General features: G+C 68.6%; 17 protein-coding genes and 3 tRNA genes. 5 read left to right on the top strand and 15 right to left on the bottom strand.

Annotated elements, in window-relative coordinates; all coding sequences use genetic code 11:
• A partial coding sequence (gene cls / locus QZV81_RS07225; RefSeq protein ID WP_292834975.1) for a cardiolipin synthase occupies positions 1 to 1,431 on the bottom strand: 1,431 nt, incomplete at its 3' end.
• A 95-nt stretch (positions 1,432 to 1,526) separates the two neighbouring features.
• Entirely contained in the window at positions 1,527 to 1,718 is a 192-nt protein-coding gene (locus tag QZV81_RS07220; protein WP_292834972.1) for a hypothetical protein, read from the bottom strand.
• A gap of 116 nt (positions 1,719 to 1,834) precedes the next feature.
• Here QZV81_RS07220 and QZV81_RS07215 point away from each other — a divergent pair, with 116 nt between their 5' ends.
• Complete coding sequence (locus tag QZV81_RS07215; protein WP_292834969.1) at positions 1,835 to 2,944, top strand: DUF4192 family protein; 1,110 nt, start codon at positions 1,835 to 1,837, stop codon at positions 2,942 to 2,944.
• Here the strand turns inward: QZV81_RS07215 and lysS are convergent.
• The 12 genes from lysS to tilS form a co-directional block, all read right to left on the bottom strand.
• Positions 2,937 to 4,463, bottom strand: a complete 1,527-nt coding sequence (lysS, locus tag QZV81_RS07210) for a lysine--tRNA ligase (RefSeq protein WP_292834966.1) — start codon at positions 4,461 to 4,463, stop codon at positions 2,937 to 2,939. The genes QZV81_RS07215 and lysS overlap by 8 nt on opposite strands.
• Before the next feature lie 71 nt (positions 4,464 to 4,534).
• Complete coding sequence (locus QZV81_RS07205; RefSeq protein ID WP_292834963.1) at positions 4,535 to 5,212, bottom strand: DUF2520 domain-containing protein; 678 nt, start codon at positions 5,210 to 5,212, stop codon at positions 4,535 to 4,537.
• The gene (locus tag QZV81_RS07200) at positions 5,209 to 6,837 is read right to left on the bottom strand and encodes a PH domain-containing protein (RefSeq protein WP_292834960.1); all 1,629 of its coding nucleotides are present in this window, start codon (positions 6,835 to 6,837) and stop codon (positions 5,209 to 5,211) included. Before QZV81_RS07200 ends, QZV81_RS07205 begins: the two co-directional genes overlap by 4 nt.
• Positions 6,834 to 7,475, bottom strand: coding sequence for a PH domain-containing protein (locus QZV81_RS07195; protein WP_292834957.1), 642 nt, complete (start codon positions 7,473 to 7,475; stop codon positions 6,834 to 6,836). Before QZV81_RS07195 ends, QZV81_RS07200 begins: the two co-directional genes overlap by 4 nt.
• The gene (locus QZV81_RS07190; protein WP_292834953.1) at positions 7,420 to 7,914 is read right to left on the bottom strand and encodes a DUF3180 domain-containing protein; all 495 of its coding nucleotides are present in this window, start codon (positions 7,912 to 7,914) and stop codon (positions 7,420 to 7,422) included. The genes QZV81_RS07195 and QZV81_RS07190 overlap by 56 nt, the downstream gene beginning before the upstream one ends.
• Positions 7,911 to 8,447 carry a 2-amino-4-hydroxy-6-hydroxymethyldihydropteridine diphosphokinase gene (gene folK / locus QZV81_RS07185; protein WP_292834951.1) on the bottom strand — a complete coding sequence of 179 codons (537 nt, stop codon included), beginning with the start codon at positions 8,445 to 8,447 and terminating at the stop codon, positions 7,911 to 7,913. Before folK ends, QZV81_RS07190 begins: the two co-directional genes overlap by 4 nt.
• A complete protein-coding gene (gene folB / locus QZV81_RS07180; RefSeq protein ID WP_292834948.1) occupies positions 8,444 to 8,812 on the bottom strand; it encodes a dihydroneopterin aldolase in 369 nt (122 codons plus the stop codon). Before folB ends, folK begins: the two co-directional genes overlap by 4 nt.
• Complete coding sequence (folP, locus tag QZV81_RS07175; protein ID WP_292834945.1) at positions 8,809 to 9,612, bottom strand: dihydropteroate synthase; 804 nt, start codon at positions 9,610 to 9,612, stop codon at positions 8,809 to 8,811. Before folP ends, folB begins: the two co-directional genes overlap by 4 nt.
• Entirely contained in the window at positions 9,612 to 10,202 is a 591-nt protein-coding gene (gene folE / locus QZV81_RS07170; RefSeq protein WP_292834942.1) for a GTP cyclohydrolase I, read from the bottom strand. Before folE ends, folP begins: the two co-directional genes overlap by 1 nt.
• Before the next feature lie 10 nt (positions 10,203 to 10,212).
• Entirely contained in the window at positions 10,213 to 12,222 is a 2,010-nt protein-coding gene (gene ftsH, locus QZV81_RS07165; protein WP_292834939.1) for an ATP-dependent zinc metalloprotease FtsH, read from the bottom strand.
• Positions 12,223 to 12,304: 82 nt separating this feature from the next.
• Positions 12,305 to 12,856, bottom strand: coding sequence for a hypoxanthine phosphoribosyltransferase (gene hpt, locus QZV81_RS07160; protein WP_292834937.1), 552 nt, complete (start codon positions 12,854 to 12,856; stop codon positions 12,305 to 12,307).
• 46 nt (positions 12,857 to 12,902) lie between these two features.
• The gene (gene tilS / locus QZV81_RS07155) at positions 12,903 to 13,892 is read right to left on the bottom strand and encodes a tRNA lysidine(34) synthetase TilS (RefSeq protein WP_292834934.1); all 990 of its coding nucleotides are present in this window, start codon (positions 13,890 to 13,892) and stop codon (positions 12,903 to 12,905) included.
• A 101-nt stretch (positions 13,893 to 13,993) separates the two neighbouring features.
• On the opposite strand from tilS, the gene QZV81_RS07150 reads away from it, so the two are divergent.
• Positions 13,994 to 14,527 carry an inorganic diphosphatase gene (locus QZV81_RS07150; protein ID WP_292834931.1) on the top strand — a complete coding sequence of 178 codons (534 nt, stop codon included), beginning with the start codon at positions 13,994 to 13,996 and terminating at the stop codon, positions 14,525 to 14,527.
• Between the two features lie 43 nt (positions 14,528 to 14,570).
• Here the strand turns inward: QZV81_RS07150 and QZV81_RS07145 are convergent, their stop codons facing one another.
• Positions 14,571 to 15,938, bottom strand: coding sequence for a M23 family metallopeptidase (locus tag QZV81_RS07145; protein ID WP_292834928.1), 1,368 nt, complete (start codon positions 15,936 to 15,938; stop codon positions 14,571 to 14,573).
• Between the two features lie 205 nt (positions 15,939 to 16,143).
• Between QZV81_RS07145 and QZV81_RS07140 the strand changes: the two genes are divergently transcribed.
• The 3 genes from QZV81_RS07140 (at position 16,144) to QZV81_RS07130 (ending at position 16,461) form a co-directional block, all read left to right on the top strand.
• Positions 16,144 to 16,216: transfer RNA gene (locus tag QZV81_RS07140), tRNA-Glu, on the top strand.
• 28 nt (positions 16,217 to 16,244) lie between these two features.
• Positions 16,245 to 16,318: transfer RNA gene (locus QZV81_RS07135), tRNA-Asp, on the top strand.
• A gap of 70 nt (positions 16,319 to 16,388) precedes the next feature.
• A tRNA-Phe gene (locus tag QZV81_RS07130) sits at positions 16,389 to 16,461 on the top strand.
• Positions 16,462 to 16,528 lie beyond the last annotated feature (67 nt).

The following is a 16,528-nucleotide window of genomic DNA, read 5'->3' as shown; positions in this document are numbered from 1 at the left end:
CAGCCGCGCCAGGTTGTCGAGCACTGTCGAGCGCAGCGGCTGCTTCTCCCACTCCGCGAGGGTCAGTTCTCGGCTGAGCGAGCGGTATTCATCCTCGATGGAACGCAGCTGGTCCACGAACTCTTCGCCCCGCACGAGCAGCGAGATCTCGAGGTTCAGACCGAACGAGCGCATGTCCATGTTGCTCGAGCCGATGACGGCGACTTCATCGTCGATCGACATCGACTTCGAGTGCAGGATGAAGGGCCGCTCGTACATCCAGATCTTCACCCCGCCGCGCAGCAGCGCCTCGTAATAGCTGCGCTGCGCGTGATACACCATCGCCTGATCGCCCTCTTCTGAGACGAAGAGCTCGACGCGAACGCCGCGCTGGCAGGCGGTCGTGATCGCGAGCAGCAAGCCTTCGTCCGGCACGAAATAGGGGCTGACGATGATGATCTTCTTCTGGGCGGCGAAGAGCAGCGCCATGAACAGCTTGAGGTTGTTCTGGAACTCGAAGCCCGGGCCGGAGGGGATGACCTGGCAGTCGAGGTTGCCAGGCCCGGATGCGACGTTGAACAGATTGATCTCATCGAGGAGCGTCTCGTCGGTTTCGCTGTACCAGTCCGAGAGGAACACGGCATTGATGGACGCGACGATGGGTCCCTCAAGCCGCGCCATCAGGTCGACCCAGTGCAGCCCGCGCTTGATGTTCTTCGGCAGGTTGTATGTCGAATCGGTCACGTTCTGCGACCCCGTATAGGCGACCTGTCCGTCGACCACCAGGAGCTTGCGATGATTTCGCAGGTCAGGCCGCTGGTACTTCCCCTTCAGCGGCTGCACGGGGAGCATCACGTGCCAGTGGGCGCCCATGGCGTTCAGGCGGCGCTTGGTGTCTGCGAACCTGGGTTTGCTGCGATTGGCCCAGTGATCCAAGAGCACCCGCACCACGACGCCACGGGCGGCCACCTCCTCGAGCGCACGGAAGAAGTTGTCGGTCGAGGCGTCCGCCTGCAGGATGTAGAACTCGACGTGCACATAGTGCTCCGCGGTCCGGATGTCCTCGGCCATCGCGTCGAGGCTCTCCTGGTACTCGGAGATCATCCGGGCCGCGTTGTCACCGGCGATCGGCATGGCACCGAGGTTGCTGTTCAGGCGGACGAGTGAGCCGAACCAATCCGGCGCGTTCGGCCGCAGGGTCCCGAAATCCAGCCCGCGGCTCGCCTGGCGAATGTACTCATTGATCAGCTCCTGCTGCTTGCGACGCTTGCGGGGGAGGCGGGGGTTGCCGATCAGCAGGAATAAGAGCACGCCGATGAAGGGAAGGAAGTAAATCGCCAGCAGCCAGGCCATGGCCGCTGTGGGACGACGATTACGCGGGACGACGATGATCGCCGTGATGCGTATGACTGTGTCGATGAACAGGACGACCCACACGCCCCAGGTCGCCATCCATTCGACGATGATGTTCGGCACACGCGCTCCCAGTCGTGCCGGCCCACACGGGCCGGTTGGCTCAGCGTACCGATTGCACGCTCATGGCCGAGTCAGGCCCCAGCGTCGTCACCGGCCACCGGTGACAATCCGCGCTTGGCGCGCTCGTCAGCCTCGACCTCGGCGTACACGCGTCGCTCGGTGCGATCCATCCTCAGGATCGCGCGCAGCAGAAAGATGAACATCCCCAGGACGACCACAGTCGGCAACAGCGACCAGATGACGGCGAGCCAGTAGGAGTCCATGGCTCCATGGTACGCGGCGTGCGGAGCTTCCTCCCCAATCGCGCCTCTTCGCGAGTTTCCCACTGAACGGGCGCCGGAGCTCCCGGCGCGGCGACCGCCGCCGCAAGCTCGTCGGCATGTCCAACATCGTCACCGCCTCCGGGGCGGCCCAGTTCCTGTCCCTCGTGCCGAGCCTGCTCGGCTTCACCCCGACCCGCAGCGTCGTGGTGGTCCCCCTCGCGCACGGCCGAAGTCTCGGCGCGCTTCGTCTCGACCTGCCGCCCGACGATCTCATCGACTCGGTCGCCTCGACCGCGGTCGGCATGCTCTGCCGAATCCAGACCGCCGACGCGGCGATGATCGTCATCTACACGGATGCCGCGGTGTCCGGCGCGCTGCCGCACCGCGAACTGGCCGAAGCCATCAGTCGCTGCGCCGACGCCTGCGGCCTGACACTGGTCGATGCGTTCACGATTGCAGCCGACGGCTGGGGCTCGCACCTCGACCGGGATCTTCCGCTCGAGGGTCGTCCGCTCAGCGAGCTGATCCTGAGCACTCCCGTGCCCGGGCCGCGTCCCGCGGGTGATCAATCCAGCGGCGCCACCCTGCCTCGCCGAAGCGCGAGCGAGCGCCGAGCGGTCGGCGCGGCCCTGCACTCGCTCGGAACGGCGCTCGAGGTGATCTGCGGCATCCCGGCGGAGACGGCTCGCGCCGACCGCGTCGACCCCGCCGCCCTCGAGGCCGCATGCCGACTCGATGACCTGCCGACTCTGTTCGAAGACGCGTTGGGGTGGGATGCCGGCCGTCTCACTCCGATGCGCGCCGCAATGCTCACCTGGTGTCTCGGCCGGCCGGCGCTTCGCGACGTCGCCCTCGTGCAATGGGCGAGCGATCTCAGCGGCGGTGATCTTGCACTCGAGGCGCAGCGCCGCTGGGAGGACGGTGCGCCGTACCCGGCGGATCTGGCCGAGCGGATGTGGGGCGAGGGCCCGCGCCCGGACGCTGAGCGGCTGCTGACCGCGCTCGAGCTCGCCCGGCAGGTCGCCGCTCTCTCGCCGAACAAGCACCGCCCCGGCCCGCTCGCCCTCTGCGCGTGGTTGTCGTGGGCGCTGGGCCGGTCGACGCACGCCGACCACTACGCCAGCCAGGCGCTGCGGATCGACCCGGCCCATGGCCTGTCCGAGATCGTGCAGTCGTTCGTCCAGGCCGCACACATGCCCGACTGGGCCTTCCGGCCCGCTACTTGACGAGCGGAAAGAGGATCGTCTCGCGGATGCCGAGCCCGGTGATCGCCATCATCAGCCGATCGATCCCCATGCCCATGCCGCCCGTCGGCGGCATCCCGTGCTCGAGCGCGCGCAGGAACTCCTCGTCGACGCGCATCGCCTCGTCGTCACCGCGAGCGGCGAGCTTGGCCTGTTCGACGAACCGCTCCCGCTGGATGACCGGATCGACCAGCTCGGAGTATCCCGTGGCCAGTTCGAAACCGCGTACGTACAGATCCCACTTCTCGACGACGCCCGGGATCGTGCGGTGCTCGCGCACGAGCGGGCTCGTGTCGAGCGGAAAGTCCATCACGAACGTGGGGCGGGTGAGCCCGCCCTTGACGAAATGCTCCCAGAGCTCTTCGACGAGCTTGCCGTGCGTCACCACCTTCACCGAGACCTCGATGCCCGCCTCGACGGCGAGCGCCTGCAGATCGGACAGGGCGGTGTGGGGCGTGATGGTCAGGCCCACAGCCGCCGACAGCGACGAGTACATCGAGATCCGCTCCCACTGCCCGCCAAGGTCGTACACACTGCCGTCGGCCCAGGTGACGGTGGTCGATCCGGCGACGGCGATCGCTGCCTTCTGGATCAGCTCCTGCGTGAGGTCGGCGATCCCGTGATAGTCGGTGTACGCCTGATAGGCCTCGAGCATCGCGAACTCGGGGCTGTGAGTGGAGTCAGCGCCCTCATTGCGGAAGTTGCGGTTGATCTCGAACACGCGCTCGATCCCGCCGACGACGGCGCGCTTGAGGAAGAGCTCGGGCGCGATGCGCAGGTACAGCTCCGCGTCGAAGGCGTTCGAGGTGGTGACGAACGGGCGGGCGGCAGCGCCTCCGTGCTGCACCTGCAGCATGGGCGTCTCGACCTCGAGGAACCCGTGCGCCGCGAACGTCGCGCGCAGCGAGGCGTTGACCTTCGCGCGTGCGATGACTGTCTCGCGGGCCCTGTCGCGCACGATGAGATCGAGATAGCGCGAGCGCACCCGGCTCTCTTCGCTGAGCTCGCTGTGCAGGTTCGGCAGGGGCAGCAGCGCCTTCGACGCGATCTGCCACGTCGTCACCATGATCGACAGCTCGCCGCGGCGACTCGAGATGACCTGACCCGTCACAGAAACATGGTCGCCGAGATCGATCAGGTCCTTCCACGCCTGCAGCGACTCCTCCCCGACCTCGGCCAGCGACACCATCGCCTGGATGCGGCTGCCATCGCCCGCCTGAAGCGACGCGAAGCACAGCTTGCCGGTGTTGCGGCTGAACACCACTCGGCCCGCAACCGATGCCGTCACTCCCGATTCCTCGCCCGTCTCGAGATCCACGAACCGCGCCCGGAGCGCGGAGATCTCGTCGGTCCTGGGGACGGTGACGGGATACGGGCCGCCGGCGGCGGCGGTGCGCTGCGCCAGCAGGCGCTCCCGCTTGGCCAAGCGCACGGCCTTCTGCTCGAATACGTCCTCGTCGGACACGGAATCGGTCTCAGCGGCGGGGGTGTTGTCCGTCATATACGGGCTCCTCGAAGTCCCCCCCATCCTATCGACGCACCTCTCTCCCCCTCCCGCGCGCGACGGCAGGCTCAGTCGTCGGCCCCGGTCAGGGCGCGCTCGGTCGCAGAATGGAGGACCGCGGCCAGATAGCGTCCGGGCTCGTCGACCCCGACCTGGCGCAGGAGCGCCGCAGATCGGCGGACGATGGATGCCGCGAAATCGGTCGCGATGGCGATCGCCTCGCCGTACGCCGGGCGATCGGCCTCGGCGATCACGACCGGTTCGCAGCCGAGTTCCACCGCGAGCGCCTGGGCGATCGGCAGCACGGCGGGTGGAGCGGTGACGGCCGCGAACGCGCCGGGCAGCTGGCGCAAGTCGATCGAGGTGCCGGTGAAGGTGATCGCCGGGTGCACGGCAAGCGGGATGGCGCCGCGGGCGGCGGCCGGCGCGAGCACGTCGGCGCCGTATGCCGGATCGACGTGCATCACCAGCTGACCGGTCTGCCAGCCGCCGAGTTCGGCGACGCCGGCGACGAGTGCGGGCAGCTCGTCGTGCGGCACGGCAAGGATGACCAGTTCGCTGCGCCGCACGATCTCCTCGAGCGGGAGAACGGGGACGCCCGGCAAGATGGCCGCGACCCGATCCGGGTCCGACCCCGCCGTGATGCCGATCAGCGCGTGCCCCACGCCCGCAAACGCGGCCGCCAGCACCGGCCCGACTCGGCCGGCGCCGATGACTCCGACGCCCAGTCGCCCTCCCCGGCTCACGATCGCTCCTCGCGCACCGGCGTCACCGAGCCCATCGGCGACGCGAAGTCCTCGGCATCCCAGCGGTGCGAATGGTCCTCGGCGGCGGCCGCCACACACGCGGTCGCGACGTGCGACCACAATTCGTACGCGTCTCCCGCGTCCACCGCTCCGATCTCACCCGATACCTGCCCGAGCACGGTGTGACCGGTCACCGACGCTGTGCGCGCGAGCCGCGCGAGAGGACCTTGACTGATCCGCACGGACTGCAGCCGTGCGAGCGGCAGGATCACGAGCGAACGGCGCAGAAACCCTCGACGGAGGTAGACGGCGTCGGCGGTGAGGAGAAATCCGTTGCGCCGCCACGACAGCAGACGCATCCAGCGCGCTCGCGGAGGCGTCGTCGTGTAGCGGTCGGCATCCATCGGCACTTTCGTGCCGCCCAGGATGCCGGTCGGCACCGCCGTCGTCCACTCCTCCGGGGGGAGCTCCGGGAGCATGAGACGCAGGACGCGGTCGACATCGGCGAGCGTCCCCACCGGCAGGACCTCGGCGAACTGCTGACTCGATGTGTCGGTCGCGGCGCGCCCGGACAGCCGGTTCACCCGGATCGACCACCATCCGGCGGGACGCCACAGCAGGCGCTGGCGTACCTCGATCGCGTGGATGCGCCCGGGCGGGAGCGTTTCGGTGATCGTCGTGAAGAGCCCGAACGTGATCCGGATCCCAGACGGGGTGGGCGCGATCGAGTACCGCAGTGCGCGGGTGATCGAGCGGAACCAGACGGTCGCGAATGCGATGATCGTGGGGATGATCGTGAAGATCACCCATGGGGTGCCGAAGATCGATCCGGCGACGACCCCGCCGATGAGCAGCAGCAGCCAGATCGTCGTGCCGGACAGCAGCTGCGAGGCGATGACCCGGCCGCTCGGAATGTGCACGACCGATTCGGGCTCGGCCACCGGGTCCTCGGCGCCCACAATGAGTCCCGTGACACCGGCGCCGATCGCCGCCGCGACCGCCGCCGAACGAGGGCCGCGCGCTCCCGCGGCGCGGATGGCGTCGAGCCGACGCCCGGAGGCGAGACGCAGGATGTCGGCGCGCACCTCCTCAGCGTTCGTCGTGGAGAGATACTCGAGCTTGACGTTGGCATCGAGCCCCGCGCCGACGACCTCGATCTTGGCCATGCCGAGCAGCCGCGCGACCATCGGGCGCGTGAGGTTGACGCCCTGCACGCGGTCCAGCGGTGCGCGGCGGTGCGTGCGGAACACGACTCCGGACCGGACCTCGACGTCGTCCCCGGTGATGCGGAATGTGTGTGCGCGCCACGCGACGTACAGCACGGCGACGACGACGATCAGCACGGCAAGGATTCCGAGCAGCGCCACCAGGAGCAGGTTGTTCGCGAGGATGTAGTCGATCGCATCCCCCTCGGGCCCGCTGAGATCGACACCCAGCCGGCCCGGCAGGAAGAAGCCGATGAGGCGATCGCGCAGGTTCGCGACGACGACGCCGACGATCACGATCAGAAACAGGCCGCCGCGCAGCAGCGGAGTGAGTGGATGCAGCCGGTGCCACTCACCGTCGCTCAACTGCGACCGGACGGCTGCCGGCCCCTCCACAGGGCTGGCCGAAGAGTCGGTCACAGTCCGGTCCGCCGGGTCTCGGCGACGGCGATGAGTGTGTCGCGCAGAGTCTCGGCGGCGGCCTGGTCGAGCCCCGGAATCGTGACGGCGGTGGAGGCCGCGGCCGTCACGAGCTTGAGCTGGGCGATGCCGAATCCGCGGTCGAGCGGGCCGTGCGTGATGTCGACGAGCTGCATCCGCCCGTACGGGACGGCGACGATGCGCTGCCAGAGGATGCCGCGGCGGAACACGAGGTCGTCGCCCCTCAGCTGGTACCCGTACGCGCGCGCCTGGCGCGGCAGGATCGCGAGGGTCCAGAGCGTCACGGCGAGCACGATCCCGGCGGGAATCCAGATCCAGACCTGATGCCACAGGAGCGAGACCGCCAGTGCGATCGCAAGCACCAGCAGCAGGAATGCGCCGGTGGAGATGAGCTGAACGACGACATACTTGCGCGAGATCTGGTGCCACTCCCCATCGAGGGGAAGCCGGTGGACACTGCGCGGTTCGCGGATGGCGCCGTACGTCCCGGCATCCAGCACCGCGTCGACACCCGAGGTCACCGGATCGGTCTCGGCGACCGTCGAGGGCCCAATCGGGGGTTCAATCGTGGTGGGAGTATCCGAAGCCGGGGTCGGCTGGTCCGGGATGGTCGTCATCGTCTTCCTTCCGGATGATGCAGAGGCGTTCGGCGATCACTCCGGCGGCAAGGAGGATGAGGCCTCCGATGACCGCAGCGATCACCGCTCCCGACGAGCCTAACGAGGGCGAGACCGGGCGGGTGAACAGGAAGGCGAGAAGCCCGACCCCCGCACCCGCGACGACGGCTCCGACGACGCTGGCGGCCTTCGCGAGCACCGCGACGCGCACGGCGCGGAAGGGGTCGACCGGTGCCGTGCTCGCGCCGGTGATCGCGCGGCGGATCGGCAGGGCCATGAGCACGATGGACGCCGCCAGCATGATCAGCAGGATCGGCAGCAGGTAGGACGGCGTGAACGTCGGGCGTCCGGTCGCGGTCAGCAGCTGGTCGACGCCGTACCCGAGGATGACGCCGAGGACACCCGCGCCGAGCAGGAAGCCCGAACTGGTGCGCTTCATGATGGAGCCTCTCTCAATCGGCGCAGCAGCGCGGCGATGGGACCGTGGCCGGGGAGCACGGCATCCGGGTCGATGCGCGACCACGGCTCGAGGACGAAGTCGCGCTCCGCGGCGCGGGGATGCGGGAGCGTCAGCCGAGGCGATTGCAGGCGCACGTCGCCGTGGGCGATGAGGTCGAGGTCCAGCGTGCGATCGCCCCACCGGACCGTGCGTTCGCGCCCGTGCCGGGCTTCGATGTCCTGCAGATAGGCCAGAAGGACGCTCGGGGCGAGCCGAGTCGTCAGCAGTGCCACGGTGTTCAGGTATGCCGGCGCGTCGACATCGGGGCCGGACGGCGTCAGCGCAACGGTCTCGATCGGCTCCGCTGCGCGCACGCGCGTCGTCAGCGGCAGGCGCTCGAGGTCGTGCAGCGCCGCCACGATGGTGGCTTCGCGGTCGCCGAGGTTCGCGCCGATCGCGACCACCGCGACCACTGGTGCCGCGTCGGGCGCTTGCCGGTCGCCCGTGAACCCCTGAGCGAGCCGGCGGCTCACCGGGCGCCCCGCTCGCGGCGGACCGAGACGCTGACATCGCCGAAAGCGACGGTGATCGGCGCCTGCGGCTTGTGCACCGTGACCTCGACGGCATCCACCCGCTCGAAGGCGAGCACCACTGCGCATATCCGATCCGCCAGCGTCTCGAGCAGGTTCACCGGATCGCCGGCGAGGACGCCTGCGACCTGCTCGGCAAGCTCGCCGTAGTGGACGGTGTGGGCGACGTCGTCGGATGCGGACGCGTCGCGCAGCGACAGCTCGAGAACGACGTCGGCGACGAAGGTCTGCCCGTCGCGGCGCTCGTGAACATAGACACCGTGAAAGCCGGTGGCACGGATGCCGGTCAGCGTGATGCGGTCGGTCATGAGCTCTCTCCCGGCCCGTCCCAGGCGCGCCAGGTGCGCAGCGCCAGCCGAGTCGTCGCGACGTCGTGGACGCGCACCGCCCAGACTCCCGCTTGCGCGGCCAGGACGCTCGTGACGGCCGTCGCAACGTCCCTGTGCTTCTCGTCTGCTCCGGCGATCTCGGCGATCATGCGTTTGCGACTCGTGCCGACGAGCACCCGCTGGCCCAGCCCGGTGAGTCGACGGAGGTTTCGGGCGAGCAGCCAGTTGTCGGCGGGGCCCTTGCCGAAGCCGAAACCCGGATCGAGGATGATCCTCTCCCGCGGAATGCCGGCATGGAGCGCGGCCTGTACACGCGCGCCCAGCTCATCGGCGACCTCGCCGACGATGTCGCCGTACTGTGCGCGGCGGTACATGTCTGCCGAGTGGCCCCGCCAGTGCTGCAGCACGATGTCGGCGCCGGTGGTCGCGACCGCTGGCAGCATGTCGGGGTCGGCGAGCCCACCCGACACATCGTTGACGACCCGAGCGCCGGCGGCGACGGCGGCCAGGGCCGTGCTCGCGTTCATGGTGTCGATGCTGATCATCGGGAGCGCCGCTGCATCCAGGCTCTCGAGCAGCGCGAGGACGCGCTCCCGCTCGACTTCGGGGCTCACCCGCGTCGCGCCCGGACGCGTGGATTCGCCGCCGACGTCGATGATGTCTGCGCCGGCGCGTGCGAGTGACTGCGCGTGCACCGTCGCGTCGGCGACGCCGACGAACCGCCCGCCGTCGCTGAACGAATCGGGAGTCACATTGAGGATCCCCATCACGAGTGCCATCAGCGCACGGATCCCGTCAGCAGCGCGATGATCTCTGCGCGAGCGGCGGGTTCGGCGAGTTCGCCGCGGGCCGCGATCGTGAGGGTGGACGCCTCGCTCTGGCGCCCCCCTCGCGTCGTCACGCACTCGTGCACGGCGTCGAGCACCACGAGCACGCCTCGCGCGTCGAGAGACGCGTCGATCGTGTCGGCGATCTGCTCTCCGAGGCGCTCCTGCACCTGCGGGCGAGCGGCGAGGATGTCGATCACTTTCGGCAGTGCGCCGAGCCCGACGACCTGCTCACCGGGAAGGTAGGCGAGGTGAGCGTGACCGGTGAACGGCAGCAGGTGGTGTTCGCAGACCGAGCGGAAGCGAACACCTCGCAGCAGCACCGCGCCCGATGGCAGTGTGTGCGGAGCGGGACCCCGCGAGACCGAGATCGTGTGTGCGAGCGGTGCCCCGGCATCCTCCCCCACGCCGGCGAAGAACTCTGCGCATGTGTCGGCCACCCGCGCCGGCGTCGCCTTCAGCCCGGGGCGGTCGGGATTCTCCCCGATCGCCGCAAGGATGTCGCGGACGGCTGCCGCGACGCGGTCCCGATCGACGGCCACGTGACGAAGCCTAGGCTGTCGCGGGTCGCGCCTGCCCGCTCGCGCGGTGAGCCGCCGCCTTCTCGGTCACGGTGCTCGCCGCCTCGGCCGGGGTGGACGCGGCGAGGCCGGTGTCGTGACGGCGCGGCACATCGACCGGGGGCAGCGTCGAGACCGGACGCTCGGACGACGACAGCCATTGGGGACGCGGCGGAAGCTTCTTGACATCCTTGAAGATCTCAGCAAGCTCGATGTGGTCCAGGGTCTCTTTCTCGAGGAGCTCGAGCGCGAGCCTGTCGAGAACGTCGCGATTGGCGTTGATCACCTGGTAGGCCTCGTTGTGCGCCTGCTCGATGAGCGCACGTACCTGACCGTCGACCCGCTCGGCGACGCGCTCGCTGAAGTCGCGCCCGTGCCCCATGTCGCGGCCCATGAAGACCTCCCCCGAGGAGGAGCCGAGCTTGACCGGTCCGACGTCCATCGTCATGCCGTACTCGGTGACCATCTTTCGCGCGATGCCGGTGGCCTTCTCGATGTCGTTGCTGGCGCCCGTGGTCGGATCGTGGAACACGACCTCTTCGGCGACGCGGCCCCCCATCGCGTAGGCGAGCTGGTCTTGGAGCTCGTTGCGCGTGATGGAGTACTTGTCGTCGACCGGCAGCACCATCGTGTAGCCGAGCGCCTTTCCGCGCGGAAGGATCGTGACCTTCGTCACCGGGTCGGTGTTGTTCATCGCCGCGGCCGCGAGCGCGTGCCCGCCCTCGTGGTAGGCCGTGATGAGCTTCTCCTTGTCGCGCATGACGCGGGTGCGGCGCTGCGGCCCGGCGATGACGCGGTCGATCGCCTCGTCGAGGGCCCGCATGTCGATCAGCTGCGCGTTGCTCCGCGCCGTGAGGAGCGCGGCTTCGTTGAGGACGTTCGCGAGGTCGGCGCCGGTGAAGCCCGGGGTCTTGCGAGCGACCACCGACAGGTCGACCGATGCAGCGAGCGGCTTGCCGCGACCGTGCACCTCGAGAATCTTCTGGCGGCCTCGCAGGTCGGGAGCGTCGACGCCGATCTGCCGGTCGAATCGGCCCGGACGCAGGAGCGCGGGGTCGAGGATGTCGGGACGGTTCGTCGCGGCGATCACAAGGACGGATGCCTTGGGATCGAACCCGTCCATCTCGACCAGCATCTGATTGAGGGTCTGTTCGCGTTCGTCGTGACCGCCGCCCATTCCGGCGCCGCGATGGCGTCCGACCGCGTCGATCTCGTCGATGAAGATGATCGCCGGTGCGTTCTCCTTCGCCTGGTTGAAGAGGTCCCGCACTCGGCTGGCGCCGACGCCGACGAACATCTCGACGAAGTCCGAGCCCGAGATCGAATAGAACGGAACACCGGCTTCGCCCGCGACAGCGCGCGCAAGAAGCGTCTTGCCCGTGCCGGGAGGGCCGTACAGCAGCACACCCTTCGGGATGCGGGCGCCGACCGCCTGGAACCTCGCCGGGTCTTTCAGGAAGTCCTTGATCTCCTGCATCTCCTCGATCGCCTCGTCGGCGCCGGCGACGTCACCGAAGGTGACGGTGGGAGTCTCCTTCGTCACGAGCTTGGCGCGCGACTTGCCGAACTGCATGACCTTGCTGTTGCCACCCTGGGCGGCAGAGAAGAAGAACCAGAAGAGCACACCGAGCAGCAGCAGCGGCAGGAGAAGCGAGAGCATGCTTTCGAAGAAGGTCGTGCGCGGAACGACATCGTCGAATCCGTCCTTCGGCTTGGCGGCATCGATGGCCGTGACGACCTCGTCGGAGCGCGCGGCGACGTAATAGAACTGCACGTTCGTCGAGCCTTCGAACTCGCTGGCCAGCGTCAGGTCGACACGCTGGTCGCCATCGGTGTTCGTCACCTCGGTGACCGTGTCGCCCGCCAAGAGCTCAAGGCCCTGCTGCGTGGTGATCTGCTTCGCGCCGGTGAGTGTGCTGATCAGCGACACGCCGATCAGCAGAAGGGCGCCGATGAGCAACACGTAGAGGAACGGATTGCGCGTGAGCTTCTTGAAATCCATGGTCCGCTCAGGCTACAACGGCCCGGCTATGCGGGGACTGTGCATTCGCGCACGGCGAACCCGGCGCGTCCGTCGCGAAGCGTCAACTGTAGACGTGCGGCGCGAGCACCGCGACGTCGCGCAGGTTGCGGTACTTCTCGGCGTAGTCCAGGCCGTAGCCGACGACGAATTCGTTGGGGATGTCGAACCCGACATATCGGCAGTCGATCTCGACTTTGGCGGCATCCGGCTTACGCAGCAGTGCCAGCACCTCGACCGATTCCGCCCCGCGCGACGCGAAGTTCTCCAGCAGCCAGCTGAGCGTCAGCCCGGAGTCGATGATGTCCTCGACGATCAGCACGTGCTTGCCGGTGAGGTCGGTGTCGAGGTCCTTGCGGATCTGGACCACGCCACTGGACTTGGTGCCGGTGCCGTAGGACGAGACCGCCATCCAGTCCATCGCGATGTGCCGCGGGAGACGGCGGGCGAAGTCCGCCATGACCATGACCGCACCCTTCAGAACCCCCACCAGCAAGAGCTCGCTGCCCGAATAGTCGGTCGTCACGCGCGTCGCGAGCTCTTCGAGCTTCTCGTGAATCTGCTCCTCGGTCACAAGGACCGTGGAGAGCTGGTCAGCGATGTCGGCCGCGCGCATGCTCTGAGCCTAGTGCGCCGCCGCGGCGCGGTCGGCTACGCCGTGCTCACCCCGCGGCGGTGAACGCGATCACCGCTCCGCGACGCGACGCACGGCACCGCGGCAGGTCGATGGGACCCTGCCCGTGCCAGTCGGTGGCCAGGCGAGCGACCTCGAGCGTCTGCGCGCGCGTCAGGCTCTGGCCGAACTCACTCGCCACGACGTGCCGGATGATCCGGTGGCGAAGAGCTGCAGGGTTGGCCACGAGAGCGGCCACGGAAACGGCGATTCCCGCTTCGGCGGGCTCGACGATGTCCTCGATCACCTCATCGATCATCTCGGCGAATGCATCGGCATCCTCTCGCAGCTGCTCCGCCGTGCGCGCGAGCGCCTCGGCGACGCCCGGACCGAGTTCGACCTCCAGCCTGGGCAGCACCTCTTCACGCACGCGGACTCGAAGGAATCGCCGATCGAGGTTGTGCGGGTCGTGCCAGGCCGGCAGGCCCTCCGCCAGGCACGCCGCTCGAGTGGTCTCGCGCCGCACGGCGAGCAGCGGGCGAAGCCACACGAGTCCGTCGTCGGCACGGATCGGTGCCATCCCCGCCAGGCTCGTGGCACCCGAGCCGCGCGCGAGACCGATCATGACCGTCTCGGCCTGATCGTCGAGCGTGTGGGCCAGCAGGATCGTGCGCGCACCCGCAGCGCGCGCCGCGTCGCGCAGCGCTGCACGGCGCGCCTCTCGCGCGGCCGCCTCGAGCCCGCCCTCGGTACCGACCTCGACCGCGACCGCACGAGCGGGGATGCCGAGATCACCCGCGGCCGCGACCGCGCGGGCCGCGACGATGTCAGAACCGGGCTGCAGCCCGTGATCGACGACCACGGCGATCGCGCTGACCCCGATCTTGGGTGCCTCGAACGCGACAGCGGCGGTGAGCGCGAGCGAGTCGGCCCCTCCGGAGAGACCGATCACGACAGGCCCATCGACGCCGGCGAGTGCTACCCGCACCGCGCGGCGGATCTCGGCCACGGCAGGCTCGAGACCTGGTCGGCGCTCCATGGTCTCCACGCTAGCGGCATGGCAGGACCGGCATGCCGAGCCGCCCGCCGCCGCTAGGCTGTTTGGCGGCATCCGATCGCACTTGAAGAAGGAGCAACACCATGGGCGCATACGACGCCGTCATCGAGATTCCGCGCGGCAGCCGCGTCAAGTATGAAGTCGACCACGGCACCGGCCGCGTGTTCCTCGACCGCGTGCTCTTCACGCCGATGGGCTACCCCGCGAACTACGGCTTCTTCGAGAACACGCTGGGCGAGGACGGCGACCCGCTCGACGTGCTCCTGCTGCTCGACCGCGATCTCTACCCCGGCGTGCTGGCCAAGGTCCGCCCGGTCGGCGTGCTGAAGATGAGCGATGAGGCCGGCGGCGACGACAAGGTTGTCGCGGTGCTTGCGAAGGACCCCCGCTGGGCCCACATCCAGGACGTCGGAGACCTCGACGAGTGGACCAAGGGCGAAATCAACCACTTCTTCGAGCATTACAAGGACCTGGAGCCCGGCAAGTGGGTCAAGGTCGACGAGTGGGGCGATGCCGCCGAGGCGGAGCGTCTCGTCGGCGAAGCGTTCGAGCGGTTCGAAGAGCACGAAGGTCAGACCAAGTCGCAGGGCGCGGGCGAGGGTCCCAACAGCCTCTGATCGCGTCGATCCTCGCAGGAGGGCGGATGCCCGGGACGTGCTCTCAGACCGAGATGCCTCGTGCGCGCAGGAACGGCGCCGGATCGATGCGTACACCCCCGGAGTACACCTCGAAGTGCAGGTGGCAGCCGCTGGAGGCGCCGGTGCTGCCGACGTACGCGATCACTTGCCCGGCTGAGACGGACTGGCCGTACCCCACGGCGTAGCCGCGGTCGCGGATGTGCGCATAGCCGGTGACGATGCCGCCGCCGTGGTCGACCTTGATGTAGTTGCCCCACGAGCCGCTGTACGCGGCGAAGACGACGCGCCCGCTGGCGGCCGCGTAGATCGAGCTTCCGCAGCTCGCCGAGAAGTCGATTCCGCGGTGGTCCGTGACGCAGTAGCCGTTGCCGCAGATCGTGCCGCGAGAGCCGAACCACGAACTGATCCCGCCGGATGCCGGTCGGACCCAGCCGCTGCCACCGGGCTGGCCGCCGCTGCCGCTCCCACCACCTCCACCTCCGCCTCCCGCGTTGGCCGCGGCCTCTGCGGCGGCCGCCGCCTGCCGTGCGGCTTCGCGCGCGGCCGCCTCCCGCGCGAGCCGCGCCTGACGCTCGGCCTCGACTCCCGCCTGGTAGTCGGCGATCGTCCTGGAGGTCGCGTCCGTCAATGCGGCCAGCTGGGCCTGCAGGGTGCCCAGGTTCGCGGCCTGCGCCTCGAGAGCCGCCTGGGCGGCGGCGGCGGCATCCTGTGCGGCCACCATCTTCGCTTCGGCCGCCTTCTGGAGCTTGTCGCGTTCATCGCGTGCGACGGATGCCTGGTTGCTGAGATTCTGGGCGTTGTCGCGCGCGCTGACGGCGTCGGCGTAGATGCCCTGGTTGGCGGCGACCAGCTTGTCCATCGTGCCGAGCTTGGCGAGCAGATCGTCTGCACTGGCGGCCGATCCGGAGAAGAAGAGCTCGAGCGAGGCATCCTCGCCACCCGCACGGTACTGCTGAGCTGCCAGACGCCCGAGCTTCTGTGCGGTCTCCTGCGCACGTGCCGCCTCGGCGTCGGCCTGGCTCTGCAGGTCGGTTGCGCGGTAAGCGGCATCCTCAAAGGCTTCCTGAGCCGCAGCGTACTCATCGCCGAGCCGCGCAGCTTCGGCCTGCTTTGCGGCCACGTCGGCCTGCAGCGAGTTGATGAGGCCTTCGATGCGGCTCACCTCCGCAGCTTTGCTCGCCTCGTTGGCCTTTGCGCGCTCAACGTCATCCCACGAGGGGTAATCCGCTCCGAACGCGGCCGGCCCGAGGCCGATGCCGAGTGCACCGATGCCCAGGATGCCGAGGCCGAGTGCCCGACGACGACTCAGCGCGCTGCGCAGGGGCCGGTCCTCGCCGGCCGTAGGTGCGCTCCCGCGGCCATCCGCAGACATGCCTTCGTCGACACTCACCTCGGGCCCTTCGCTCGGAAACGCAACTGGAGCCACACTAACAACATCCGTCACAATCGCAGGTGAAGATGTGGTGGCTCGACACACACGTGCCCATCATCACGCGTACTGGCGCAGACCCGGCTCTTACACGCCCTCGATTTCGAGATCGGCAGGATAATGCGTATGCTTGAGCGTCGGTAAGAATGAGCCTCCGGGTTCGCTCGGCCCCATCGTTTAGCGGCCTAGGACGCCGCCCTTTCACGGCGGTAGCACGGGTTCGAATCCCGTTGGGGTCACTCCCGACACCTACAACTTCATACGCATGGCCCTGTAGCGCAGTTGGTTAGCGTGCCGCCCTGTCACGGCGGAGGTCGCGGGTTCAAGTCCCGTCAGGGTCGCTCCACAAGCGACAGGCCCTTTGTCTTCAGAGGGCCTTTCGTCTAGGACATGGCTCCTCGGACGCCATGCGGCTCTGTAGCTCAGTTGGTAGAGCGCACGACTGAAAATCGTGAGGTCACGGGATCGACGCCCGTCGGAGCCACAAGGGTGATCATTACAATCACCCCAGAAACCCTCGCGGAGCTTCTATCCGCGGGGGTTTTGCTTTG

This window comes from Microbacterium sp. (assembly GCF_011620665.1).
Classification (GTDB): Bacteria; Actinomycetota; Actinomycetes; order Actinomycetales; family Microbacteriaceae; genus Microbacterium.
Note: the sequence above shows the minus strand (reverse complement) of the source record. Positions and strands in the feature narration are given on the sequence as shown.

Excerpts from the sequence above, each read along its gene's own strand:
- QZV81_RS07220 (WP_292834972.1), bottom strand. The coding sequence starts at position 1,718 with ATGGACTCCTACTGGCTCGCCGTCATCTGGTCGCTGTTGCCGACTGTG.
- QZV81_RS07215 (WP_292834969.1), top strand. The coding sequence starts at position 1,835 with ATGTCCAACATCGTCACCGCCTCCGGGGCGGCCCAGTTCCTGTCCCTC.
- lysS (WP_292834966.1), bottom strand. The coding sequence starts at position 4,463 with ATGACGGACAACACCCCCGCCGCTGAGACCGATTCCGTGTCCGACGAG.
- QZV81_RS07195 (WP_292834957.1), bottom strand. The coding sequence starts at position 7,475 with ATGACGACCATCCCGGACCAGCCGACCCCGGCTTCGGATACTCCCACC.
- QZV81_RS07190 (WP_292834953.1), bottom strand. The coding sequence starts at position 7,914 with ATGAAGCGCACCAGTTCGGGCTTCCTGCTCGGCGCGGGTGTCCTCGGC.
- folB (WP_292834948.1), bottom strand. The coding sequence starts at position 8,812 with ATGACCGACCGCATCACGCTGACCGGCATCCGTGCCACCGGCTTTCAC.
- folP (WP_292834945.1), bottom strand. The coding sequence starts at position 9,612 with ATGGCACTCGTGATGGGGATCCTCAATGTGACTCCCGATTCGTTCAGC.
- ftsH (WP_292834939.1), bottom strand. The coding sequence starts at position 12,222 with ATGGATTTCAAGAAGCTCACGCGCAATCCGTTCCTCTACGTGTTGCTC.
- hpt (WP_292834937.1), bottom strand. The coding sequence starts at position 12,856 with ATGCGCGCGGCCGACATCGCTGACCAGCTCTCCACGGTCCTTGTGACC.
- tilS (WP_292834934.1), bottom strand. The coding sequence starts at position 13,892 with ATGGAGCGCCGACCAGGTCTCGAGCCTGCCGTGGCCGAGATCCGCCGC.
- QZV81_RS07150 (WP_292834931.1), top strand. The coding sequence starts at position 13,994 with ATGGGCGCATACGACGCCGTCATCGAGATTCCGCGCGGCAGCCGCGTC.